Below are 22,819 nucleotides of genomic sequence, written 5' to 3' on the forward strand. Positions count from 1 at the left end.
TTGCCACGCTACGGTCTCGCTATGGGCGAAACATACGAATCCGTCACCATCGCAACCAAAGACCACGTCGCACAGGTGACGCTGATCGGCCCAGGCAAGGGCAACGCCATGGGGCCGGCGTTCTGGTCGGAGATGCCGGAGGTGTTCGCGGGGCTGGACGCCGACCCCGACGTGCGGGCCATCATCATCACCGGATCGGGCAGGAACTTCAGCTACGGCCTGGACGTGCCCGCGATGGGCGGTTCGTTCACCCCGCTGTTGTCCGGCGACGCGCTGGCCGGCCCCCGCGCGGTGTTCCACCGCGAGGTCAAGCGCATGCAGGGCGCGATCAGCGCCGTCGCCGACTGCCGCACCCCCACCATCGCGTCGGTGCACGGCTGGTGCATCGGCGGCGGCGTCGACCTGATCTCCGCTGTCGACATCCGCTACGCCAGCGCCGACGCCAAGTTCTCGGTGCGTGAGGTCAAGCTCGCAATCGTGGCCGACGTCGGCAGCCTCGCCCGGCTGCCGATGATCCTCAACGACGGGCACCTGCGCGAGCTCGCGCTGACCGGCAAGGACATCGACGCGGCCCGCGCCGAGAAGATCGGCTTGGTCAACGACGTGTACGACGACGCCGACGCGACGCTGGCGGCCGCCCACGCCACCGCGGCCGAGATCGCCGCCAATCCGCCGCTGACCGTGCACGGCGTCAAGGACGTCCTCGACCAGCAGCGCTTCGCCGCCGTCTCGGACAGCCTGCGGTACGTCGCCGCCTGGAACGCTGCCTTCCTGCCGTCCAAGGACCTGACCGAGGGCATCGCTGCGACGTTCGCCAAGCGTCCGCCGCAGTTCACCGGGGAGTAGCGCGCGTTTGGCTACTCTCGCTGAAGTGACACCCGACGGAAAGATCCGCGTCCCGGCCGACCTGGACTCCGTGACGGCCGTCGGCGCGGAGGACCACTCCGAGATCGACAGCGCGGCCGTCGAACGGATCTGGCGGGCCGCGCGGCACTGGTATGCGGGCGGCATGCACCCGGCGATCCAGGTCTGCATCCGCCAGCACGGGCGCGTCGTGCTCAACCGCGCGATCGGCCACGGCTGGGGCAACGCGCCCACCGATCCGCCCGACGCCGAGAAGATCCCCGTCACCACCGATACGCCGTACTGCGTGTACTCGGCGGCCAAGGGCATCACCGCGACCGTCGTGCACATGCTGGTCGAACAGGGGCAGTTCTCGCTCGACGACCGGGTCTGCGAGTACATCCCCAGCTACACCAGCCACGGCAAGCACCGCACCACGATCCGGCACGTGCTGACCCACAGCGCGGGCGTCCCGTTTCCCACCGGTCCGCGGCCGGACCTCAAGCGCGCGGACGACCACGAGTACGCGCAGGAACAGCTCGGCAAGCTGCGGCCGCTGTACCGGCCGGGACTGGTGCACATCTATCACGCGCTCACCTGGGGACCGCTGATGCGCGAAATCGTCTACGCCGCCACCGGTAAAGACATTCGCGAAATCCTGGCCACCGAGATTCTTGACCCGCTGGGCTTCCGCTGGACCAACTTCGGGGTCGCGAAGCAGGACATCCCGTTGGTCGCGCCCAGCCACGCCACCGGCAGGCCCCTGCCGCCGGTGATCGCGGCGATCTTCCGGAAAGCGATCGGCGGAACCGTGCACGAGATCATCCCGTACACGAACTCCCCGGCGTTTCTGTCCACGGTGGTCCCGTCGTCCAACACCATCTCGACCGCGAACGAGCTGTCGCGCTTCGCCGAGATCTGGCGTCGCGGAGGCGAACTCGACGGCGTGCGGATCATCAGCCCGGAGCGAATGTACGGCGCGGTCCAGGAGTGCCGGCGGCTGAGGCCCGATTTCGCCCTGGGTCTGCAGCCGGCTCGCTGGGGCACCGGGTACATGTTGGGAACGAAGCGGTTCGGACCGTTCGGGCGCAACGCGCCGAGGGCGTTCGGCAACCTCGGCCTGGCCAACATCGCGATGTGGGCCGACCCCGAGCGCGGTCTCGCCGCCGGCGTGATCAGCAGCGGCAAGCCCGGCCGGGATCCGGAGATCCGCCGGTACGCCGCCCTGATGGACACCATCGCCGCGGAGATGCGCACCGGTTAATGACTGGCGGTGGCGGAGGGATTTGAACCCCCGGACGGTTTTAGCCGTCTCTCGCTTTCAAGGCGAGTGCATTAGGCCGCTCTGCCACGCCACCGCTGATAAGGGTAGCGGGGGCCGGTAGCGTGGCCGTCATGCGCGCGATTGTCGCCGAATCCCCCGATCAATTGTCCTGGCAAGAGGTGCCCGACGTCGCCGCCGGGCCCGGCGAGGTGCTGATCAAGGTGGCCGCGGCCGGCGTCAACCGCGCGGACGTGCTGCAGGCCGCCGGTAAGTACCCGCCACCGCCCGGGGCCAGCGAAATCATCGGCATGGAGGTGTCCGGCATCGTCGCCGACGCGGGCGAGGGCGTCGCGGATTGGCCTGCGGGACAAGAGGTTTGCGCGCTGCTGGCCGGGGGCGGCTACGCCGAATACGTCGCCGTGCCCGCCGGCCAGGTGATGCCCGTCCCCGACGGGGTGGACCTGGTGGATGCCGCCGGCTTGCCGGAGGTGGCGTGCACGGTGTGGTCGAACCTGGTGATGGTTGCGCACCTGGGCAAGGGGCAGCTGCTGCTGATGCACGGCGGCGCGAGCGGCATCGGCACCCACGCGATCCAGGTCGCCCGTGCGCTGGGCGCCCGGGTGGCCGTCACCGCCGGGTCGGCGGAGAAGCTCGAGTTCTGCCGGCAGCTGGGCGCCGAGATCACCATCAACTACCGCGACGAGGACTTCGTGGCGCGTCTGCAGGAAAACGGCGGCGCCGACGTGATTTTCGACATCATGGGCGCCGCGTACCTGGACCGCAACATCGACGCCCTGGCCACCGACGGGCAGCTGGTCATCATCGGCATGCAGGGCGGGATCAAGGGCGAGCTCAATATCGCCAAGCTGTTGATGAAGCGGGCGCGGGTGATCGGCACCACGCTGCGGGCCCGGCCGGTCACCGGACCGAACAGCAAGACCGAGATCGTGCAGGCGGTGACGGGGTCGGTGTGGCCGATGGTCGCCGAGGGCCGGGTCCGGCCGATCATCGGCGCGCGCATGCCCATCCAGCGGGCCGGTGAGGCGCACCACCAGTTGGTGGCCGGCAAGGTGACCGGAAAGATCGTGCTGACTGTCTAGTCAGGGCATTGCGTGTGAGTCCAGGGCACTGCGTGTGCTCTCACGGCGGCGACACGCCGCCGAGGGCCGCCCAGAATGCACACGAAAAGCCCTGAGTGCACACGAAAAGCCAGTCAGCCCAGCGACGCCAGCGCGCGCACCAGCTGGTCGACCTCGGCCGTCGTCGAGTAATGCGCCAGGCCGACGGTGACGGCGCCGCCCACGTCGTTGACGCCCAGCACGTCCAGCGCGCGGGAGCTCTCGTTCGTGATGGCGAGAATGCCGTTGTCCGCCAAGCGCTGCACCACGCGTTCGGCGGGCACGTCCTGCAGGGCGAAGCTGACCACCGGTATCCGCGCCTCGGGGCGGCCGATCACCATCACCAGCGGCAGCGACCGCAACGACACCATCAGGTAGTCGAAGACCCGGTTGAGATACGCGGTGGCCGACTGCGTCGACACCGACAGGCGTTCGCGCCGGCTGCCGCGGGCCGACTCGTCGAGGGACGCGAGGTACTCGATGCTGGCGACCAACCCGCCCAGCAGGCCGAACTGATGAGCACCGACCTCGAGGCGCGCCGGGCCGGCGGCCTGTGGATCGGAGGACACCGCGCTGAACGAGTTGATCAGCGCCGGATCGCGAAACACCATCGCGCCGATCGGGGGACCGCCCCACGCCAGCGCGTTCACCGCCACGATGTCCGCGTCGGTCTCCTTGACGTCGAGCAATCGGTACGGCGCGGCCGCGGAATGGTCGACCACCACCAGCCCGCCCACGTCGTGCACCAGCTTGGTCATCGCCCGCAGATCGGTGACGGTGCCCAGTGTCGCCGAGGCCGACGCGACGGCGACCAGCCGCGTCGATTTCCCGATCAGGCTCTCCCACTGCCACGTCGGCAGCTCGCCGGTCTCGATGTCGATCTCGGCCCATTTCACCTTGGCGCCGTAGCGGTGCGCCGCGCGCAGCCACGGGGCGATGTTGGCCTCGTCGTCGAGCCGGCTGACGATCACCTCGTAGCCCAGCCCGGCCCGTGACGACGAAGCCTCGGCCAGCGAGGACAACAGGATGGCGCGATCGGCGCCCAGCACGACGCCCGCCGGGTCGGCGTTGAACAGGTCGGCGACGGCCGCGCGCGCGGCCTCCAGCACGGCGGCGCTGCGCCGCGCCGACGGGTGCGCCCCCACGGTGGTGGTGCCGGACCGGCGAAACGCCGTCGACACCGTCGTCGCCACCGAATCCGGGATGAGCATGCCGACCGGCGCGTCGAAGTGCACCCACCCGTCACCCAGCGACGGATGCAGTCCGCGCACCCGGGCGACGTCGTAAGCCATGACAGCCACCTTAGAGCTTCCGCAATTTCGCGAAAATTGTGACGGTAGCGGGTGCCCCTTCGGCAATCCAAGCCGGATGGTGGCTTGGCGAGCCGAGTCACCCGGGCAGCCATACTAGTCCAGTGGGCCTTTGGACCGGAACGCTGATCGCACTGTTCTTGCTGATCGCGCCGGGTGTGATCGTCGCGCGCATCACCCAGCTGACCTGGCCGGTGGCCATCGCGGTGGGCCCTGCGCTGACGTACGGCGTTGTGGCGCTGGCGATTATCCCCCTCGGTGCGCTCGGGATCCCGTGGAACGGATGGACCGCGCTCGCCGCGCTGGGGGTGGTGTGCGTGGTGGCGACGGCCTTGCAGCTGGCGCTCGCCCGCTTCCGTGACACCGAGGCGGAAGCGCGCGGCGTCAGCCGCTGGCCCGCGGTGACGGTGGCCGCGGGCGTGCTGCTGGGCGCGGCGCTGATCATGTGGGCCGGCTATCGCGGCCTCACGCACTGGCAGTCCATCCCGAGCACCTGGGACGCGGTCTGGCACGCCAACGAGGTCCGGTTCATCCTCGACACCGGCCAGGCGTCGTCGACGCACATGGGCGAGCTCCGCAACGTCGAGACCCACCAACCGCTGTACTACCCGTCGGTGTTCCATGCTCTGACGGCGGTCTACTGCCAGCTCACCGGCGCGGCGCCCACCACCGGCTACACCCTGAACTCGCTGGCCGCCTCGGTCTGGCTGTTTCCGTCCAGCGCGGCCACCTTCACCTGGTTCCTGCTGCGCCCCGTCAGCAGCCAATGGCGCGCGGCCAGCGTGTCCGCCACCGCCGCCGCGCTGTCGGCGTCGTTCACGTCGGTGCCGTATGTCGAGTTCGGCGTCGCGGCGATGCCCAACCTGGCCGCCTACGGCGTCGCGATCCCGACGTTCGTGCTGATCGCCTCGACGTTGCGGCACCGCGACCGCATTCCGGCGGCCGTGCTGGCGCTGGTCGGCGTCCTGTCGGTGCACCTGACCGGGGGGTTCATCGTCATCCTGTTCCTGCTGGCGTGGTGGCTCCTGGACGCGCTGTGGCACCCGGTGCGCGGCCGCCTCACCGACGTGCTGACCCTGGCCGCCGTGGCTGTGCCCACCGCCGCGATCCTGGCGCCGCAATTCATCGGCGTGCTGCGGCAGGCCGACATCATCGCCGGCCACGCGTTCCCCAGCTTCAAGAGCGTGAAGCAGGGCGTCATCGACGCGCTGCTGCTGCACACCCGCCACCTCAACGACTTCCCGACCCAGTACAGCCTCGTCGTGCTGGCGGCCATCGGCATGGCGATCCTGCTGTACAAGCGGATCTGGTGGCCGCCCGCCGTCTGGGTGGTGCTGACCGTGGCGACCATCTACTCCGGCGCGCCGTTTCGCAATCCCCTCGGCCGCGCCATCGAGGAGTTCAGCCAGTTCTTCTACAACGATCCGCGCCGGCTGTCGGCGGTGGTGACGATGCTGGTGACGCCGATGGCGGGGATCGCGCTGTTCGCGATCGTCGTGGGCGGCGTCGCCGTCGTCAAACGGCTCACCGACCAGTACAAGCGGTTGCCCAACCCGGTCTGGACCGCGGCCACGGTGGTCCTGCTGGTGGCGGCGGTCCTGGTCGCCGGCCGGCAATACCTGTATCGGCATTTGGTGCTGTTCGGCGACAAGTACGACTCGGTGATCATCGACCAACGCGACCTGATGGCGATGGCCTACCTGGCCAAGCAGCCGGGGGCCCACGACACCGTGATCGGCAACTCCAACGTCGACGGCACCGCGTGGATGTACGCGGTGGCCGACCTGCACCCGTTGTGGACCCACTACGACTTCCCGCAGCAGACCGGTCCGGGCTACTACCGCTACATCTTCTGGAGCTCCGCGCGTAAGGGCGATTCCGACCCGAAGGTCGTCGAGGCGATCAAAGCGCTCAATATCAGGTACATCCTGACCAGCGCGCCCAACGTCAGAGGGTTTGCCACACCAGAAGGGCTAGTGTCTCTGGATAGGTCGAAGTCGTGGACGATGATCTACGACAATGGCGGGGCTCGAATCTACGAGTGGCGCGACGACGCCGCGGCACCGCACCCCTAGACGCACAAGAGGATGGTGAATGGATTGACTAACGGCAACGACGGCAACGACGGCAACGACGGCCCGGACGCCGACGGCATCGAGGTGATCGGCGGCGTCGACCCGCGGATCATGGCGCTCCGCGAGTCCGACGACGACTCGGACGAGCGCTCGCTGACCGACCTGGTCGAGCAGCCCGCCAAGGTGATGCGGATCGGCACGATGATCAAGCAACTGCTCGAGGAGGTGCGCGCCGCACCGCTGGACGAGGCCAGCCGCAACCGGCTGCGCGACATCCACGCGACCAGCATCCGCGAGCTCGAAGACGGCCTGGCGCCGGAACTGCGGGAGGAGCTCGATCGGCTCACCCTGCCGTTCAACGAGGACGCCGCGCCGTCGGACGCCGAGTTGCGCATCGCCCAGGCGCAGCTGGTCGGCTGGCTGGAAGGGCTGTTCCACGGCATCCAGACCGCGCTGTTCGCCCAGCAGATGGCCGCGCGTGCCCAACTGGAGCAGATGCGCCAGGGCGCGCTTCCGCCGGGCATCAGGTCGGGCCAAACCGGGTCCGGCCACGGGCAGTATCTGTAAGCAGACAGAGGTGGCGGGCCCTGATATCGAGACGCGCGACGCGTGGGTGGAATTTCCCATCTTCGACGCCAAGTCGCGGTCGTTGAAGAAGGCGTTCCTGGGCAAGGCGGGCGGCACGATCGGTCGTAACAGTTCCAACGTGGTGGTCGTCGAGGCGTTGCGCGACATCACCATGAAGCTCGAGTTGGGCGACCGGGTGGGGCTCGTCGGCCACAACGGTGCCGGGAAATCGACTCTGCTGCGCCTACTTTCGGGCATCTACGAGCCCACCCGCGGGTGGGCGAGGGTCACCGGCCGGGTGGCGCCGGTCTTCGACCTCGGGGTCGGCATGGACCCGGAGATCTCGGGCTACGAGAACATCATCATCCGCGGCCTGTTTCTCGGGCAGACCCGCAAGCAGATGTTGGCCAAGGTCGACGAGATCGCCGAGTTCACCGAGCTGGGCGACTACCTGTCGATGCCGCTGCGCACCTACTCCACCGGGATGCGGGTCCGGCTGGCGATGGGCGTGGTCACCAGCATCGACCCCGAGATCCTGCTACTGGACGAGGGCATCGGCGCGGTGGACGCCGACTTCCTGAAGAAGGCGCAGACCCGGCTGCAGCGCCTGGTGGAGCGCTCCGGAATCCTGGTGTTCGCAAGCCATTCCAACGAGTTCCTGGCCCGGCTGTGCAAGACCGCGATGTGGATCGACCACGGCGTCATCCGCATGTCGGGCGGCATCGAGGACGTGGTGCGCGCGTACGAGGGCGAGGACGCGGCGCGGCACGTGCGCGAGGTGCTGGCCGAGACCGCCGGGCAGCCATGAGCGAGACGATCTTCGCCGTCGTGGTCACCCACCGGCGACCCGACGAGCTGGCCAAATCGCTGGATGTGCTCAGCACGCAAACCCGCTTGCCCGATCACCTGATCGTGGTCGACAACGACGGTGACGGCCGGGTCCGTGATCTGGTTGCCGGCCAACCCATTTCGACGACCTACTTGAGCTCGCGCCGAAACCTCGGCGGGGCCGGCGGTTTCGCACTGGGCATGCTGCACGCGCTGGCGCAGGGCGCCGACTGGGTGTGGCTCGCCGACGACGACGGGCGACCCCAGGACTCGCACGTGCTGGCGACGCTGCTGGCCTGCGCCGAGAAATACGGCTTGGCCGAGGTGTCGCCGATGGTGTGCAACATGGACGACCCGCAGCGGCTGGCCTTTCCGTTGCGTCGCGGGCTGGTATGGCGCAGGCGCGCAAGCGAATTGCGTACCGAGGAGGGGCAGGATCTGCTGCGCGGGATCGCGTCGTTGTTCAACGGCGCGCTGTTCAAGGCGTCGACGCTGGAGTCGATCGGCGTGCCGGACCTGCGGCTGTTCGTTCGTGGCGACGAGGTGGAAATGCACCGCCGGCTGGTTCGCTCCGGCCTGCCGTTCGGAACCTGCCTCGACGCGGTCTACCTGCATCCGTGCGGATCCGACGAGTTCAAGCCGATCCTGGGCGGCCGGATGCACACGCAGTATCCCGACGACGCCACCAAGCGGTTCTTCACCTACCGCAACCGCGGCTACCTGATGGCGCAGCCGGGCCTGCGCAAGCTCCTGTTCCAGGAGTGGGTCCGATTCGGCTGGTTCTTCCTGGTGACCCGCCGCGACCCCAAGGGCCTGTCTGATTGGATTCGATTGCGCCGCTTGGGGCGTCGGGAGCGCTTCGGCAAACCGGGAGGAACCGCGTGACGTTCATCGACGCCGCCGCGCAGTCGCGGACCTTCACCCGCGCCCGCAACGACCTGGTCGCCGGCTTCCGGCGGCACGAGCTGTGGCTGCACCTGGGCTGGCAGGACATCAAGCAGCGCTACCGCCGCTCGGTGCTGGGACCTTTCTGGATCACCATCGCGACCGGAACGACGGCCGTGGCGATGGGCGGCCTGTATTCGAAACTTTTCCACCTGGATCTGGCGGTGCACCTGCCCTACGTCACCCTCGGGCTGATCATCTGGAACCTCATCAACGCCTCGATCCTGGAGGGCGCCGACGTGTTCGTCGCCAACGAGGGGCTGATCAAGCAACTGCCCACGCCGCTCTCGGTGCACGTCTACCGGCTGGTGTGGCGGCAGATGCTGTTGTTCGCGCACAACATCGTGATCTACGTCGTCGTCGCGATCATCTTTCCCAAGCCGTGGTCGTGGGCCGACCTCTCGGTCATCCCGGCGCTGGCGCTGATCGTGCTCAATTCCATTTGGGTGTCGCTGTGTTTCGGCATCCTGGCGACCCGGTACCGCGACATCGGCCCGTTGCTGTTCTCGGTCGTGCAGTTGCTGTTCTTCATGACGCCGATCATCTGGAACGACGACACGCTGCGGGCGCAGGGCGCCGGGCACTGGGCGAGCATCGTCGAACTCAACCCGCTGCTGCACTACCTCGACATCGTTCGCGCCCCGCTGCTGGGCTCCCACCAGGAACTGCGGCACTGGGTGGTGGTCCTGGTGCTGACGGTCGTCGGGTGGCTGCTGGCGGCCTTCGGAATGCGGCAGTATCGCGCCCGGGTGCCGTACTGGGTCTAGCGGGCAAAATGCCGGCCCGCGAATTTCCGCAATTCGCCGCCGCTCCTCACGGGCGCGAGTTAACTATCCATTCTTGCGATCGGTAGGCGACTGCCCGGCATTTACTGACGGCGCGAACGTCGCGTCTGGCCAAGCGGAAGGAAGGGCATCGGGACATGAACACCAAGGTTCACCGCATCAAGCGGGCGGGGGCCGGCGCGCTGCTGTCGGGTGGCACCGCGCTCGCCGCCCTTGGGCTCGCCACGGGGACGGCCCACGCCTTCACCTATCCGAAATCGATATGCAACTACCACGCGTGCAGCTACATCTGGTGCCCTGACATGCCGTTGCCGCAGCCCAGCGGCGGGACGCCGGACTGGGACATGAACGCTTGCCACCACTTCATGTTCGGCATCATGAGCCCGAATTCCCAACCGTGGGTGAGCAACGGCGGAGCCAACCGGCAAGTCGCTCCTATGCTCATCGAGGGCGACCCGGGTCCGTAAACCATCATCGCCAAGCGCCGGCGCTTCATATCTCGGCGATAATCTGCTCCCGCTTGGCCGCGTATTCAGCGTCGGAGATCGCACCCGAGGCGCGCAGCGTCTCCAGCTCCTGCAGGCGCTGGGCGGCCGACGGTTGCGCCGGCGCGAACGGCGCGCCGCCGGCCATGCCGCCCGTGATCTTGCCCCCGGTGATCACCGTCGGGGTGGTCGGGCGCAACTCGTCGATCACGCGCTGGCTGGGAGCGTCCCGCGCGACCATGAACTTGTGCGGGAACCCCGCGCCCGGATTGTTGCGCGCCGCAGCCGACAGGTACCGGTTCCCGCCACCTTCGATCGGCAGAAAGAGGATCAGCATTTGACGATCGTCGGGCACCCCCATGCTGCGTTGCATCTGCGGAGTACCGAAGCTGGCGCGAAAGCCGCGGTCCCAGGTTTTGAGGATCTTGCCCGGGACGAGCTGCCCCCCGTCGCGTCTGTCCTCGAGCGCATACACGTGGGTCCCTGCGATGGCGAGGATGAAGCTGTCCGGTAGGCCGGCCATCTCCATGTACTTCGCCATCCCGCCGACGTTCGTCATGGTGGGCATCGCCCGACTCATCTTCCGGCTCACGCGCATCCCCCAGCGGGTGACCGCGCCGACACCGACCGCCTCGGCCGTCATGGCGTCCGTCACCTGCTCGCACCGTGTCGCTGCCACCACAGCCTCGGGAACGACCGATGCGGCGACGGTCGCGGCCTGCTGGTTGATCAACAGTTCTTCCGCGGATAACGCCTTCATCTCGACTCCTGTGGTACGCCCCGATCAGCGAATGGTCTCACGCAGAAGTCACGCGGCGGCCGGAATCGACGACGCCCGCTGACGCGCCAAGGATCTTTCAAGGATCCGTCAAGGCGGCGACCCGACGCTGCACTCATGAGTCACATTGCCATCGACGACGACGTGTACGTCGCCACCATTCATCGCGCCGACACCCCGATCGGCAGGGCCGCGCGGTTCCACATGCGCAAGCTCTTCGACGAGCTGCCGTGCTGCCATCGCTCGTGGGCCAACCGGGGCAAGCGTTTCTTCCTGCACGGCTACGAACGGAGCTTCCAGGTCGAGTTCGCTTGCGCCGAGACCGAACCCGGCACCGGCCTGGTGGTCGACGGCAGCGCCGTTGCCGAAGTCCGGACGGCGCTGCGATACCAGTTCGACCACACCACCCTGATCGCACAGGACGACCCGCAGCGCGACCTGTTCGAACTGCTGGCCGGGCGGGGGGTCGTCGATCTGCGCATCATGGACAACACCGGCATGGAGGGTTCGGCGGCCTGGGTGTTCGAGACCGCGGAGCGGATCGTCGCGCTCGCGACCGGCGGCCGGGTGTGGGTGTCCGCGGTTGAGGCGCGCGAGAGCCGCAACAACGTGGTCACCCTTACGGCCGGCCCGGTGACGGCAGGAGGCTGGGCCTAGCGCGCAGACCGCGCGCCGACAAAGTTCACCAGCAAACGGGGATAGATTCGCCGCACTACTGGGTATGTGTACAACAACCAAGTTTCCTTGCGCGTAAGGTGGCGGCTGCCCAGGTGGTGGTGCAACACTGTAGCGCTACAGGTCAGCAAGTGACGGCAGACAGGATCGGGTCGACTGACGTGAGCAAAAAAGCCAAGTCGGCGGCGGATGAGGCGCGGGAAAACCTCGCCGCGGAGCTGGACCGCCTAAAGCAGCGGCGTGATCGCCTGGAGGTCGAGGTCAAAAACGACCGCGGCATGGTCGGCGACCACGGAGACGCGGCAGAGGCGATACAACGCGCCGACGAGCTCGTCGTCCTCGCCGACCGGATCAACGAACTGGACCGGCGCCTGCGGAGCGGACCGTCGCACTCGGACGACTCCGAGACGCTGCCCGGGGGCACCGAGGTCACGCTGCGGTTCCCGGACGGGGAAGTCGTCACCATGCACGTGATTTCCATCGTCGAGGAGACCCCGATCGGCCGCGAGGCCGAGACGCTGACCGCGCGCAGCCCGTTGGGACAGGCCCTGGCGGGGCGCAAGGCCGGCGACACGGTGACCTACACGACGCCGCAAGGCGAAAACCAGGTCGAGCTCATCGCGGTGAAGCTGCCCCGCTAACTCTCGATGCCGGCGGCGCCGGCCCCGATAGACTCGCCGCAATGATCCCCCCAGAACCTGGCGCCGTTCCCGCGCGCCCACACCTGGGTCTGACGACACAGGTGATGCGTTTCGTCGTAACCGGCGGTCTGGCGGGGATCGTCGACTTCGGCCTCTACCTGGTGCTCTACCAGGTGGTGGGGCTGCAGGTCGACCTGTCGAAAGCAACCAGTTTCATCGTCGGCACCATCACCGCCTACCTGATCAACCGGCGCTGGACGTTTCAGGCGGCGCCGAGCACCGCCCGCTTCGTCGCCGTCATGGTGCTCTACGCCGTCACCTTCTCGGTGCAGGTCGGGCTCAACCACCTCAGCCTCGCGCTTCTGCACTACCGGAGCTGGGCCATACCCGTCGCGTTCGTGATCGCGCAGGGCACGGCGACGGTGATCAACTTCATCGTGCAGCGAGCCGTTATCTTCCGCATCCGCTGACCGACCTGGCAAGCGGTACCCTCTTTGACGATGTTGACGACCAAACGGCTCACCGGCTGGGGCCGCACGGCTCCCTCCGTGGCGACGGTGCTTTCCACGCCGGACCCGGAAGAGATCGCCAAAGCCGTGGCCAACGGGGGTGACCGCGGCGTGATCGCCCGCGGGCTGGGCCGTTCCTACGGCGACAACGCCCAAAACGGCGGCGGCCTGGTGATCGACATGACCGCGCTGAACCGCATTCACTCGATCGACGCCGACAGCGCGCTGGTCGATCTCGATGCCGGGGTCAATCTCGACCAGCTGATGCGGGCCGCGCTCCCGTTCGGATTGTGGGTACCGGTGCTGCCGGGCACCCGGCAGGTGACCATCGGCGGCGCGATCGCCTGCGACATCCACGGCAAGAACCATCACAGCGCGGGCAGCTTCGGCAACCACGTGCGCAGCATGGACCTGCTGACCGCCGACGGCCAGGTGCGCCACCTCACTCCGACCGGTACGGATTCCGAACTGTTCTGGGCCACGGTCGGGGGGAACGGCCTCACCGGAATCATCCTTCGGGTCAGCGTCGAGATGACGCCGACGGAGACCGCCTATTTCATCGCCGACGGCGACGTCACCGCCAGCCTGGACGAGACGATCGCGTTCCACAGCGACGGCAGCGAGTCCAACTACACCTATTCCAGCGCTTGGTTCGATGCGATCAGCGCGCCACCGAAACTCGGGCGCGCGGCGATTTCGCGCGGCTCGCTTGCCAAGCTCGACCAGTTGCCGCCGAAGCTACGCCGCGATCCGCTGAAATTCGATGCGCCGCAACTTCTTACGTTTCCCGACGTGTTCCCGAACGGGTTGGCCAACAAGTACACCTTCGGGCCGATCGGCGAGTTGTGGTACCGCAAGTCCGGCACCTACCGCGGCAAGATTCAGAACCTGACGCAGTTCTACCACCCGCTTGACATGTTCGGCGAATGGAACCGCGCCTACGGCCCAGCCGGTTTCGGCCAGTACCAATTCGTCGTGCCCACCACCGCCGTCGAGGAGTTCAAGAACATCATCCGCGACATCCAAAGGTCCGGGCACTACTCGTTTCTCAATGTGTTCAAGCTGTTCGGCCCCGGCAACAAGGCGCCGCTGAGCTTCCCCATCCCGGGCTGGAACGTGTGCGTCGACTTCCCCATCAAACCGGGACTCAACGAGTTCCTCAACGAACTCGACCGCCGGGTCCTGGAATTCGGCGGCCGGGTCTATACCGCCAAGGATTCGCGCGTCACCGCCGAAACCTTTCACGCCATGTACCCGCGCATCGACGAGTGGATCGCCGTGCGCCGCAAGGTCGATCCCCTGCGGGTGTTCGCCTCCGACATGGCCCGACGCTTGGAGTTGTTGTAAATGGTGCTCGACGCCGTGGGAAATCCGCAGACCATCCTGCTGCTCGGTGGCACCTCCGAGATCGGGCTGGCCATCTGCGAACGCTACCTGCAGAACGCGCACGCGCGAATCATCCTGGCGGCCATGCCCAATGACCCCGGGCGCGACGACGCGGTGGCCCAGATGAAGGCCGCAGGCGCGCGGTCGGTGGAGCTGATCGACTTCGAGGCCACCGATCCCGACAGCCACCCGAAGATGATCGACCAGGCGTTCAATGCCGGCGACGTCGACGTGGCCATCGTGGCGTTCGGCATCCTCGGCGACGCCGAGGAGCTGTGGCAAAACCAGCACAAGGCCGTGCTGGCCGCCGAAATCAACTACACCGCGGCCGTTTCCGTGGGCGTGCTGCTGGGCGAGAAGATGCGCGCGCAAGGCTTCGGCCAGATCATCGCGATGAGCTCGGCCGCCGGGGAGCGGGTGCGGCGGTCCAACTTCGTCTACGGCTCGACCAAGGCGGGTCTGGACGGCTTCTATCTGGGCCTGGGCGAGGCGTTGCGCGAGTACGGGGTCCGCGTGCTGGTGATCCGCCCGGGCCAGGTGCGTACCCGGATGAGCGCGCACGTCAAGGAGGCGCCGCTCACGGTCGACAAGGAGTACGTCGCCAACCTCGCGGTGACCGCGTCCGCAAAAGGTAAGGAATTGGTTTGGGCGCCAGCGGCATTCAGGTACGTGATGATGGTGTTGCGGCACATCCCGCGGAGCATCTTCCGCAAGCTGCCAATCTAGCCATGCGCAACGCGCTGGCCGGCCTGGGCCAGATGGCCGCCGCGGTGGCGGTCGCCGTCGCAGTGGCGGTGCCGTCGCTGATCGCGATCGCCGGCGTGCAATGGCCGGCCTTCCCGTCGTCGAACCAGCTGCACGCGCTGACCACCGTCGGGCAGGTCGGCTGCCTGGCCGGGCTGGTCGCCGTCGGCTGGGCATGGCGGCGCGGACGTCATCGGATGCTCGTCCAGCTGGGTGGGCTGGTCTTCGTCTCGGCCTTCACGGTCGTGACGCTCGGCATGCCGCTGGGGGCGACCAAGCTGTATCTGTTCGGCATCTCGGTGGACCAGCAGTTCCGCACCGAATACGTGACCCGGCTCGCGGACAGCCCGGCCCTGCACGACATGACCTACCTCGGGCTGCCGACGTTCTATCCGCCGGGCTGGTTCTGGATCGCCGGGCGCGTCGCGGCGCTGACGGGCATGCCGGCCTGGGAGATGTACAAGCCGTGGGCGATCACCTCGATCACCATCGCGGTGGCCGTCGCGCTCGTGCTGTGGTGGCGGATGATCCGCTTCGAGTACGCGCTGATCGTCACGACCGCGACCGCGGCGGTGACGCTGGCCTACAGCTCGCCGGAGCCCTACTCCGCGATGATCACGGTGCTGCTGCCGCCAGTGCTGGTGCTGACGTGGTCGGGGTTGCGCGCGGGCGAGCGGGGCGGCCAAGGCTGGGCCGCGGTCGTCGGCGCCGGACTGTTCCTCGGCTGGGCGGCCACCTGGTACACGCTGCTGTTCGGCTTCAGCGCGTTCACCGTCCTGCTGATGGCGGTGCTGCTGGCCGGCGCGCGCTGGCGGCGCGGCGGCTTCGCGGCCGCGCTCGACCCGCTGCGCCGGCTCGCCGTGATCGCGGCCATCGCGGCGGCCATCGCCAGCACCACCTGGCTGCCGTTCCTGCTGCGCGCGGCGAGCAGCCCGGTCAGCAACGGCGGCAGCGCCTTCCACTACCTGCCGGCCGACGGCGCCGTGCTGACCTTCCCGATGCTGCAGTTCTCGCTGCTGGGCGCGGTCTGCATGCTGGGCGCCCTGTGGCTGGTGGTGCGCGCGCGGTCGTCGGTGCGGGCGGGCGCCCTGGCCATCGGCGTGCTCGCCGTGTACCTGTGGTCGCTGCTGTCGATGCTGACCACGCTGGCGCGCACCACGCTGTTGTCGTTCCGGCTGCAGCCCACGCTGACCGTGCTGCTGGTCGCCGCCGGCGCATTCGGGTTCGTGGAAGCCGTCAAACACCTTGCGCCACGGAGCCGCGCGATAGCTCCGGTGGCCGGCGCGATCGGCCTGGCCGCCGCGATCGCGTTCAGCCAGGACATCCCCGACGTGCTGCGGCCGGACCTCACCATCGCCTACACGGACACCGACGGCCACGGTCAGCGCGGCGATCGCCGCCCGCCGAGCTCCGAGAAGTTCTACGCCGAGATCGACGCGGCCATCCTGAAGGTGACCGGCAAGCCCCGCGACCAGATCGTGGTGATGACCGCCGACTACAGCTTCCTGTCGTACTACCCCTACTGGGGATTCCAGGGGCTGACGTCGCATTACGCCAACCCGCTGGCGCAGTTCGACCTGCGGGCCGCGCAGATCGAGAAGTGGTCCAAGCTCAAGACCCCCGACGAGTTCATCCACGCGCTCGACACCTCGCCGTGGCCCCCGCCGACCGTGTTTCTGATGCGCCGCGGCGCGAACAGCACCTACACGTTGCGGTTGGCGCAGGACGTCTACCCGAACCAGCCCAATGTCCGCCGGTACACCGTGGGCCTGCCGGCGGCGCTATTCGCCGATCCTCGTTTCGCCGTCGACACCGTCGGCCCCTTCGTGCTGGCCGTCCGCAAGCCGAGCTGATGGCCACCGAAACCCCGGCTGACTTGGCCGCACAACTACCATCTACCCCCGTGGAGGACGCGGGAGGTAACCACCGGATCGCCCGGCTTGTCGCTATCGTCGCCGGTCTGCTGGGCGCCCTGCTGGCGATCGCCACCCCGGTGCTGCCGGTCAACCAGACCACCGCCCAACTGAACTGGCCGCAGAACGGCACATTCGGCAGCGTCGACGCGCCGCTGATCAGTTATGTGGCAACGGATTTGAACGTCGCCGTGCCGTGTCAGGCGGCCGCCGGGCTGGCCGGCCCGCAGAACGCCGGCAAGACGGTGCTGCTGTCGACCGTGCCCAAGCAGGCCCCCAAGGCCGTCGACCGCGGACTGCTGATCCAGCGCGCCAACGACTATCTGGTGCTGGTAGTGCGCAACGTCGCGGTGGTCACCGCCCCGCTGAGCCAGGTGCTCAGCCCGGCCTGCCAGCGGCTGACCTTCACCGCACACGCCGACCGCGTCACCGCCGAGTTCGTCGGACTGACCCAGGGGCCCAACGCCGAGCATCCCGGCGCGCCGCTGCGCGGTGAGAAAAGCGGCTACGACTTCCGGCCGCAGATCGTCGGCGTGTTCACCGATCTCGCCGGACCGGCGCCGCCCGGCCTGAGCTTCTCGGCCACCGTCGACACCCGCTACAGCAGCAGCCCCACCCAGCTGAAGATGGCGGCGATGATCCTGGGGGTGGTGCTGACCGCCGCCGCCCTGGTGGCGCTGCACGTCCTCGACACCGCCGACGGCACCCGGCACCGACGCTTCCTGCCCGCCCGCTGGTGGTCGATCGGCGGCCTGGACGCGCTCGTCATCGCGGTGCTGACGTGGTGGCATTTCGTCGGCGCCAACACCTCCGACGACGGCTACATCCTGACCATGGCCCGGGTGTCCGAACACGCCGGCTACATGGCCAACTACTACCGCTGGTTGGGCACGCCCGAGGCCCCGTTCGGCTGGTACTACGACCTGCTGGCGGTGTGGGCCCATGTCAGCACCACCAGCATCTGGATGCGGTTGCCCACCCTGGCGATGGCGCTGACGTGCTGGTGGGCGATCAGCCGCGAGGTCATGCCCCGCCTGGGTCACGCCGTGAAGACCAACCGGGCGGCGGCGTGGACGGCCGCGGGGCTGTTCCTGGCGACCTGGTTGCCGCTGGACAACGGGCTTCGCCCCGAACCGATCATCGCCCTGGGCATCCTGCTCACCTGGTGCTCGGTGGAACGGGCGGTGGCCACCAACCGGCTGCTGCCGGTGGCGATCGCGTGCATCATCGGCGCGCTGACGTTGTTCTCCGGTCCGACGGGCATCGCCTCGATCGGCGCGCTGCTGGTCGCGATCGGGCCGCTGCGCACCATCATCCACCGGCGATCCAGACAGTTCGGGGTGCTGCCGCTGGTGGCGCCCCTGCTGGCCGCGGCCACCGTCACCGTGATCCTGATCTTCCGTGACCAGACCCTGGCCGGCGAAACGCAGGCGACCGCGCTCAAGCGCGCGCTCGGACCGAGCCTGAGCTGGTTCGACGAACACCTGCGCTACGAGCGGCTGTTCATGGCCAGCCCCGACGGGTCGGTCGCCCGCCGATTCGCCGTGCTGGCCCTGGTTTTGGCGCTGGCGATAACCGTCGCAATGTCGTTGCGCAAGGGCCGAATTCCCGGCACGGCGGCCGGGCCGAGCCGCCGGATCGTCGGGATCACCATCATCTCCTTCGTCGCGATGATGTTCACCCCCACCAAATGGACCCACCACTTCGGGGTGTTCGCCGGGCTGGCCGGGCCGCTGGGCGCGCTGGCGGCGGTTGCCGTGACCTCCGTGGCCATGCGATCCCGGCGCAACCGTACGGTATACGCCGCCGTGGTGGTGTTCCTGTTGGCGTTGTCGTTCGCCAGCGTCAACGGCTGGTGGTACGTGTCGAACTTCGGTGTGCCGTGGTCGAATTCGTTCCCGGCGTGGCATTACGCCTTTGCCACGGCCCTGCTCGGGCTGGCGCTGTTGGTGCTGCTGCTGGCGGCGTGGTTCCACTTCGTCAACCCCGACAACGGGCCACCCAAGACCCGCTACGGCGCACGCGTGGCCGGAATCGTCCAGTCCCCCTTGGCAATTGCGGCGTGGATCCTGGTGGTGTTCGAGGTGGCCTCGCTGACGCTCGCGATGATCGACCAGTACCCGGCGTGGTCGGTCGGCCGCTCCAACCTCGAGGCGCTGACCGGAAAGTCCTGCGGGCTGGCCGAAGACGTGCTGGTGGAGCAGGACCCCAACGCCGGCATGCTGACCCCGGTGGGCGCGTCGGTAGGGGACGCGCTGGGAGCGGGCCTGTCGGAGGCCTTCACCCCCAACGGCATTCCGGCCGACGTGCGCGCCGACCCGGTGATGGAACGTCCCGGCGACCGCAGCTTCATCAACGAGGACAGGCTGACCACCGGCGCCGAGCCCGGCACCGAGGGCGGCACCAACCCGGCGCCGGGAATCAACGGGTCGGTCGCCCAGCTGCCCTATAACCTCGACCCGGCCCGCACACCGGTGCTCGGCAGCTGGCGCGCGGGCATCCAGGTTCCGGCCCACCTGCGCTCGGGCTGGTATCGGCTGCCCGCCCGCGACAGGGCGCGGCCGCTGCTGGTGGTCAGCGCGGCGGGCCGCTTCGACCCCCGCGAGGTCCAGGTGCAGTGGGCCACCGACGACGAAGCCGCCGGCGGGCACCCTGGCGGGTCGTTCCAGTTGTCGGACGTCGGCGCCTCCCCGGCCTGGCGCAACCTGCGGCTGCCGCTGTCGGCCATCCCGAGCGCCGCCACCCAGATCCGCCTGGTCGCCGACGACGAAGACCTGGCGCCGCAGCACTGGATCGCGCTGACGCCCCCGCGGATCCCGCAGCTGCGCACGCTGCAGGACGTCGTCGGGTCCAAAGACCCGGTGTTCCTGGATTGGCTTGTCGGCCTGGCGTTTCCGTGTCAGCGCCCGTTCGGCCACCAGAACGGCGTCGACGAAACGCCGAAGTGGCGCATCCTGCCGGACCGTTTCGGCGCCGAGGCCAACTCACCGGTGATGGACAACAACGGCGGCGGCCCGTTGGGCGTCACCGAGTTGCTGGTGAAGGCGACCACGATGGCGACGTACCTGAAGGACGACTGGTCGCGCGACTGGGGTTCGCTGCAACGCTTGACGCCCTACTACCCCGACGCCCAGCCCGCACGGTTGCAGCTCGGCATCGCCACGCGCAGCGGCCTGTGGAACCCGGCGCCGCTGCGCCGCACGTAGCGATCTGGGACCCTTGCCGGCATCCCATTGGTAAGCCTAGACTTACGGTTCGTGGTCACTTACCGAGCCACCCGCGACGGTGACGCCTGGCTGGCGCTGGCCGACGGCACACGGCGCTCCATCGTGGAACGCCTTGCGCACGGCCCGGCGGCGGTCGGCGAATTGGCCCGCGACCTGCCCGTCAGCCGACCGGCCGTTTCCCAGCACCTCAAAGTCCTCAAGTCGGCGGGCCTGGTTCGCGACCGCGCCGCCGGAACGCGTCGCGTTTACCAACTCGACCCGACCGGCCTCGAGGCGCTGCGCGCCGAGCTCGACCGGTTCTGGACCCAGGCGCTGGCCACCTACGCGGAAGCAATCGATGAGAGCAAGGGGGAACCGTCATGACCCGACCACCGAACGTCGCGCACCACGTCGTCGTCAACGCGCCGATCGAGCGCGCGTTCGCCGTCTTCACCGAGCGGTTCGGCGACTTCAAGCCCCGCGAACACAACCTGCTCGCCGTCCCGATCGCCGAGACCGTGTTCGAGCCCGTCGTCGGTGGGCACATCTACGACCGCGGCGCCGACGGCAGCGTCTGCCGGTGGGCGCGCATCCTGGCCTACGAGCCGCCGCACCGGGTGGTGTTCAGCTGGGACATCGGCCCGACCTGGCAGCTGGAGTCCGATCCGGCCAAGACCAGCGAGGTCGAGGTCCGGTTCACCGCCGAGTCCGGCGACCGCACGCGCGTCGAGCTCGAACACCGCCACCTCGACCGGCACGGTCCGGGCTGGGAGTCGGTCGCCGATGGCGTCGACGGCGACGCCGGCTGGCCGCTGTATCTGGATCGCTACGAGCGCCTTCTCAGCGTCGAGGCGCATCGATGACGGCGACCCTGATGGCCATGGCGCACGCCGAGCGCGCCGACCTCGCCGACTTCCTGGCCACCCTCACGCCGCACGACTGGCAGAGCCCCAGCCTGTGCACGAAATGGACCGTCAAAGACGTTGTCGCGCATGTGATCAGCTATGAAGAGCTGGGCGCCGCGGGGCTGCTGAAGCGGTTCGCGAAGGGCTGGGTCGTGCGGGCCAACCAGGTGGGCGTCGACGAGTTCTCCGCGCTGCGCCCCGAACAGCTCCTCGAATTCCTCCGGAACCACCTCGAACCACGGGGTCTGACAGCGGGTTTCGGCGGAATGATCGCGCTCGTCGACGGCACCATCCACCACCAGGACATCCGCCGCTCGCTGGGCCGGCCGCGCACCGTCCCCGCCGACCGGCTGCAGCGGGTCCTCGGCCTGGTGCCCGGCAACCCCCGCCTGGGGGCGGGACGCCGGATCCGGGAGCTGCGCTTGCGCGCCACCGACATCGACTGGACCCACGGCACGGGACCCGAGGTCAGCGGCCCCGGCGAGGCGCTGCTCATGGCGATGGCGGGCCGCCCCGCGGCGCTCGCCGAGCTCGGCGGTCCCGGCCGGGACACGCTGGCCAACCGGCTGACGAAATAGCCTCAGCCCGGGCCGATTTCGAAGGTGAACTCGTGACCGCCGATGCGGATGCGGTCGCCGTCGGCCAGGGAGGCACTGCCGCGGATGCGCTGGCCCTGCACCTCCACCCCGTTGGTGGACCGCAGGTCGGTCATCATGAAACCCGTTCCGATGTCTGTGATGACGGCGTGGTGGCGGCTGACGTCGGTGTCGTCGAGAACGATGTCGTTGTCGGTGAAGCGCCCGATCCTGGTGGTCGCTCCCGTCAGCGGGTGAATCCGCCCGGTCTGGTCGACTAGCCGGGCAACGGCGGACTCCGCGAGCTGGATGCTGGCGGTCGTGGGCTCCTGCCGGTAGGCGCCGCGCTTGTGAGTGGTCAGGTCGGCCCGCCTCAAGCCCAACGGTTCCTGGCGCAGGATCCGCTCGTGCAAGGCGCTCACGGTGCGGCCGGGGTCGATGCCGAGCCCCTCGGCCAGGGCCGTCTTCAGCCGGCGGTAGGCGCCGAGCGCGTCGGACTGGCGCTCGGTGACGTAGTAGGCGGTGATCAGCTGCGCCCACAGCGGTTCGCGATAGGGATGTTCGGCGGTGAGCGCCTCCAGCTCGCCGATGACCTCACCGGCGCGCCCGCACGCGATCTCGGCCTCGGCGCGGGCGGTGTGGGTGGCCACGTTTTCTTCCATCAGTGCGGTGGCGAAGGCGTCGACGAAGGCGAAGCCGCGCAGGTCGTCGAGCACCGGCCCGCGCCATTCACCCAGCGCCAGCGAGAATTGCCGGCTGGCGTCCTCAAACCGCCCGGCCGCGGCGGCCTGGTTCCCCGCCAGCTTCGCGGCGCTGAAACGCCCCAGGTCGCAGTCGGCGTCGGCGACGCTGAGTTGGTATCCCGGCGGGGCGCTCGCGAGCACCTGGGACGGGTCGGCCCCGGCGTCGCGGAGCAGCCGGCGCAGGTTCGACACGTGGGCCTGGATGCTGGTGCGCGCGGCCGGCACCGGGTCCTCGTCCCATACCGCGTTGATCAACGAGTCGACGGACACCGGCCGGTTGCGGTTGATCAGCAGCATCGCCAGCACCGCCCGTTGCTTGGGCGCGCCGACCGGCACCCGTACCCCGTGGCTGGTCATCAGCAACGGTCCCAAGACGCCGAAGCCGAGACCTGTGTTCGTCATCGCGCCGCCAGCCTCCTGGGTGATCGGGGCCGTTCTTGAAACGAGAGTTTATTTCGTGGACCGGGCGCGGCAAATTACCGGGCCGTGGCGGCGGCCCCGCGTCCAAGAGGGACCAAGCCGCG

General features: G+C 68.7%; 22 protein-coding genes and 1 tRNA gene. 19 read left to right on the forward strand and 4 right to left on the reverse strand.

From position 1 onward, the window contains the following. Positions 1 to 21 precede the first annotated feature (21 nt). The gene (locus AC5Y2S_RS03705) at positions 22 to 846 is read left to right on the forward strand and encodes a crotonase/enoyl-CoA hydratase family protein (RefSeq protein WP_499953848.1); all 825 of its coding nucleotides are present in this window, start codon (positions 22 to 24) and stop codon (positions 844 to 846) included. A 25-nt stretch (positions 847 to 871) separates the two neighbouring features. Beyond that, positions 872 to 2,107: a lipase LipE gene (gene lipE, locus AC5Y2S_RS03710; protein ID WP_499953850.1), complete on the forward strand. Its 1,236-nt coding sequence runs from the start codon at positions 872 to 874 to the stop codon at positions 2,105 to 2,107. Positions 2,108 to 2,111: 4 nt separating this feature from the next. On the opposite strand, the gene AC5Y2S_RS03715 is transcribed toward lipE, so the two are convergent. Continuing rightward, a tRNA-Ser gene (locus tag AC5Y2S_RS03715) sits at positions 2,112 to 2,201 on the reverse strand. A gap of 37 nt (positions 2,202 to 2,238) precedes the next feature. Here AC5Y2S_RS03715 and AC5Y2S_RS03720 point away from each other — a divergent pair. Next, complete coding sequence (locus AC5Y2S_RS03720) at positions 2,239 to 3,207, forward strand: NAD(P)H-quinone oxidoreductase (RefSeq protein ID WP_499953851.1); 969 nt, start codon at positions 2,239 to 2,241, stop codon at positions 3,205 to 3,207. A 113-nt stretch (positions 3,208 to 3,320) separates the two neighbouring features. On the opposite strand, the gene AC5Y2S_RS03725 is transcribed toward AC5Y2S_RS03720, so the two are convergent. After that, complete coding sequence (locus AC5Y2S_RS03725; RefSeq protein WP_499953852.1) at positions 3,321 to 4,517, reverse strand: cysteine desulfurase-like protein; 1,197 nt, start codon at positions 4,515 to 4,517, stop codon at positions 3,321 to 3,323. Between the two features lie 122 nt (positions 4,518 to 4,639). Here AC5Y2S_RS03725 and AC5Y2S_RS03730 point away from each other — a divergent pair, with 122 nt between their 5' ends. The 6 genes from AC5Y2S_RS03730 to AC5Y2S_RS03755 all read left to right on the forward strand — a co-directional run bounded on the left by AC5Y2S_RS03730 (position 4,640) and on the right by AC5Y2S_RS03755 (position 10,202). Then, positions 4,640 to 6,610: a DUF6541 family protein gene (locus AC5Y2S_RS03730; protein WP_499953854.1), complete on the forward strand. Its 1,971-nt coding sequence runs from the start codon at positions 4,640 to 4,642 to the stop codon at positions 6,608 to 6,610. A gap of 12 nt (positions 6,611 to 6,622) precedes the next feature. After that, a complete protein-coding gene (locus tag AC5Y2S_RS03735; protein WP_499953855.1) occupies positions 6,623 to 7,177 on the forward strand; it encodes a bacterial proteasome activator family protein in 555 nt (184 codons plus the stop codon). 10 nt (positions 7,178 to 7,187) lie between these two features. Further along, complete coding sequence (wzt, locus tag AC5Y2S_RS03740) at positions 7,188 to 7,985, forward strand: galactan export ABC transporter ATP-binding subunit Wzt/RfbE (protein ID WP_499953856.1); 798 nt, start codon at positions 7,188 to 7,190, stop codon at positions 7,983 to 7,985. Further along, positions 7,982 to 8,890, forward strand: coding sequence for a galactofuranosyltransferase GlfT1 (glfT1, locus tag AC5Y2S_RS03745; protein ID WP_499953858.1), 909 nt, complete (start codon positions 7,982 to 7,984; stop codon positions 8,888 to 8,890). The genes wzt and glfT1 overlap by 4 nt, the downstream gene beginning before the upstream one ends. Then, positions 8,887 to 9,717 (forward strand): galactan export ABC transporter permease subunit Wzm/RfbD, encoded by an 831-nt coding sequence (wzm, locus tag AC5Y2S_RS03750; RefSeq protein ID WP_499953859.1) that lies wholly within the window; start codon positions 8,887 to 8,889, stop codon positions 9,715 to 9,717. Before glfT1 ends, wzm begins: the two co-directional genes overlap by 4 nt. A gap of 155 nt (positions 9,718 to 9,872) precedes the next feature. Further along, a complete protein-coding gene (locus AC5Y2S_RS03755) occupies positions 9,873 to 10,202 on the forward strand; it encodes a hypothetical protein (RefSeq protein WP_499953860.1) in 330 nt (109 codons plus the stop codon). A 25-nt stretch (positions 10,203 to 10,227) separates the two neighbouring features. Here AC5Y2S_RS03755 and AC5Y2S_RS03760 read toward each other — a convergent pair whose 3' ends face one another. Then, entirely contained in the window at positions 10,228 to 10,980 is a 753-nt protein-coding gene (locus AC5Y2S_RS03760) for an SHOCT domain-containing protein (RefSeq protein WP_499953861.1), read from the reverse strand. 135 nt (positions 10,981 to 11,115) lie between these two features. Here AC5Y2S_RS03760 and AC5Y2S_RS03765 point away from each other — a divergent pair, with 135 nt between their 5' ends. From AC5Y2S_RS03765 to AC5Y2S_RS03810, 10 genes are all read left to right on the forward strand, one after another. Next, positions 11,116 to 11,655 carry a 6-carboxytetrahydropterin synthase gene (locus tag AC5Y2S_RS03765; protein WP_499953863.1) on the forward strand — a complete coding sequence of 180 codons (540 nt, stop codon included), beginning with the start codon at positions 11,116 to 11,118 and terminating at the stop codon, positions 11,653 to 11,655. 179 nt (positions 11,656 to 11,834) lie between these two features. Then, positions 11,835 to 12,314, forward strand: coding sequence for a GreA/GreB family elongation factor (locus AC5Y2S_RS03770; protein WP_499953864.1), 480 nt, complete (start codon positions 11,835 to 11,837; stop codon positions 12,312 to 12,314). Positions 12,315 to 12,418: 104 nt separating this feature from the next. After that, on the forward strand, positions 12,419 to 12,784 hold the full coding sequence (locus AC5Y2S_RS03775; protein ID WP_499954375.1) for a GtrA family protein: 366 nt from the start codon (positions 12,419 to 12,421) through the stop codon (positions 12,782 to 12,784). A 30-nt stretch (positions 12,785 to 12,814) separates the two neighbouring features. Further along, positions 12,815 to 14,170 (forward strand): decaprenylphosphoryl-beta-D-ribose oxidase, encoded by a 1,356-nt coding sequence (gene dprE1, locus AC5Y2S_RS03780; RefSeq protein ID WP_499953866.1) that lies wholly within the window; start codon positions 12,815 to 12,817, stop codon positions 14,168 to 14,170. After that, entirely contained in the window at positions 14,171 to 14,935 is a 765-nt protein-coding gene (gene dprE2 / locus AC5Y2S_RS03785; protein ID WP_499953867.1) for a decaprenylphospho-beta-D-erythro-pentofuranosid-2-ulose 2-reductase, read from the forward strand. It begins immediately after the preceding gene. A 2-nt stretch (positions 14,936 to 14,937) separates the two neighbouring features. Next, complete coding sequence (locus AC5Y2S_RS03790; protein ID WP_499953868.1) at positions 14,938 to 16,806, forward strand: galactan 5-O-arabinofuranosyltransferase; 1,869 nt, start codon at positions 14,938 to 14,940, stop codon at positions 16,804 to 16,806. Further along, entirely contained in the window at positions 16,806 to 20,072 is a 3,267-nt protein-coding gene (locus tag AC5Y2S_RS03795) for an arabinosyltransferase domain-containing protein (protein ID WP_499953870.1), read from the forward strand. The genes AC5Y2S_RS03790 and AC5Y2S_RS03795 overlap by 1 nt, the downstream gene beginning before the upstream one ends. Positions 20,073 to 20,123: 51 nt before the next feature. Beyond that, a complete protein-coding gene (locus tag AC5Y2S_RS03800) occupies positions 20,124 to 20,456 on the forward strand; it encodes an ArsR/SmtB family transcription factor (RefSeq protein ID WP_499953871.1) in 333 nt (110 codons plus the stop codon). Further along, positions 20,453 to 20,935: an SRPBCC family protein gene (locus AC5Y2S_RS03805; RefSeq protein WP_499953872.1), complete on the forward strand. Its 483-nt coding sequence runs from the start codon at positions 20,453 to 20,455 to the stop codon at positions 20,933 to 20,935. The genes AC5Y2S_RS03800 and AC5Y2S_RS03805 overlap by 4 nt, the downstream gene beginning before the upstream one ends. After that, entirely contained in the window at positions 20,932 to 21,555 is a 624-nt protein-coding gene (locus AC5Y2S_RS03810; protein ID WP_499953874.1) for a maleylpyruvate isomerase family mycothiol-dependent enzyme, read from the forward strand. The genes AC5Y2S_RS03805 and AC5Y2S_RS03810 overlap by 4 nt, the downstream gene beginning before the upstream one ends. Positions 21,556 to 21,557: 2 nt before the next feature. Here the strand turns inward: AC5Y2S_RS03810 and AC5Y2S_RS03815 are convergent, their stop codons facing one another. Beyond that, positions 21,558 to 22,697: a BTAD domain-containing putative transcriptional regulator gene (locus AC5Y2S_RS03815; RefSeq protein WP_499953875.1), complete on the reverse strand. Its 1,140-nt coding sequence runs from the start codon at positions 22,695 to 22,697 to the stop codon at positions 21,558 to 21,560. Positions 22,698 to 22,819: the final 122 nt, after the last annotated feature.

The sequence above is a fragment of the Mycobacterium sp. NGS69 genome (genome assembly GCF_059812165.1).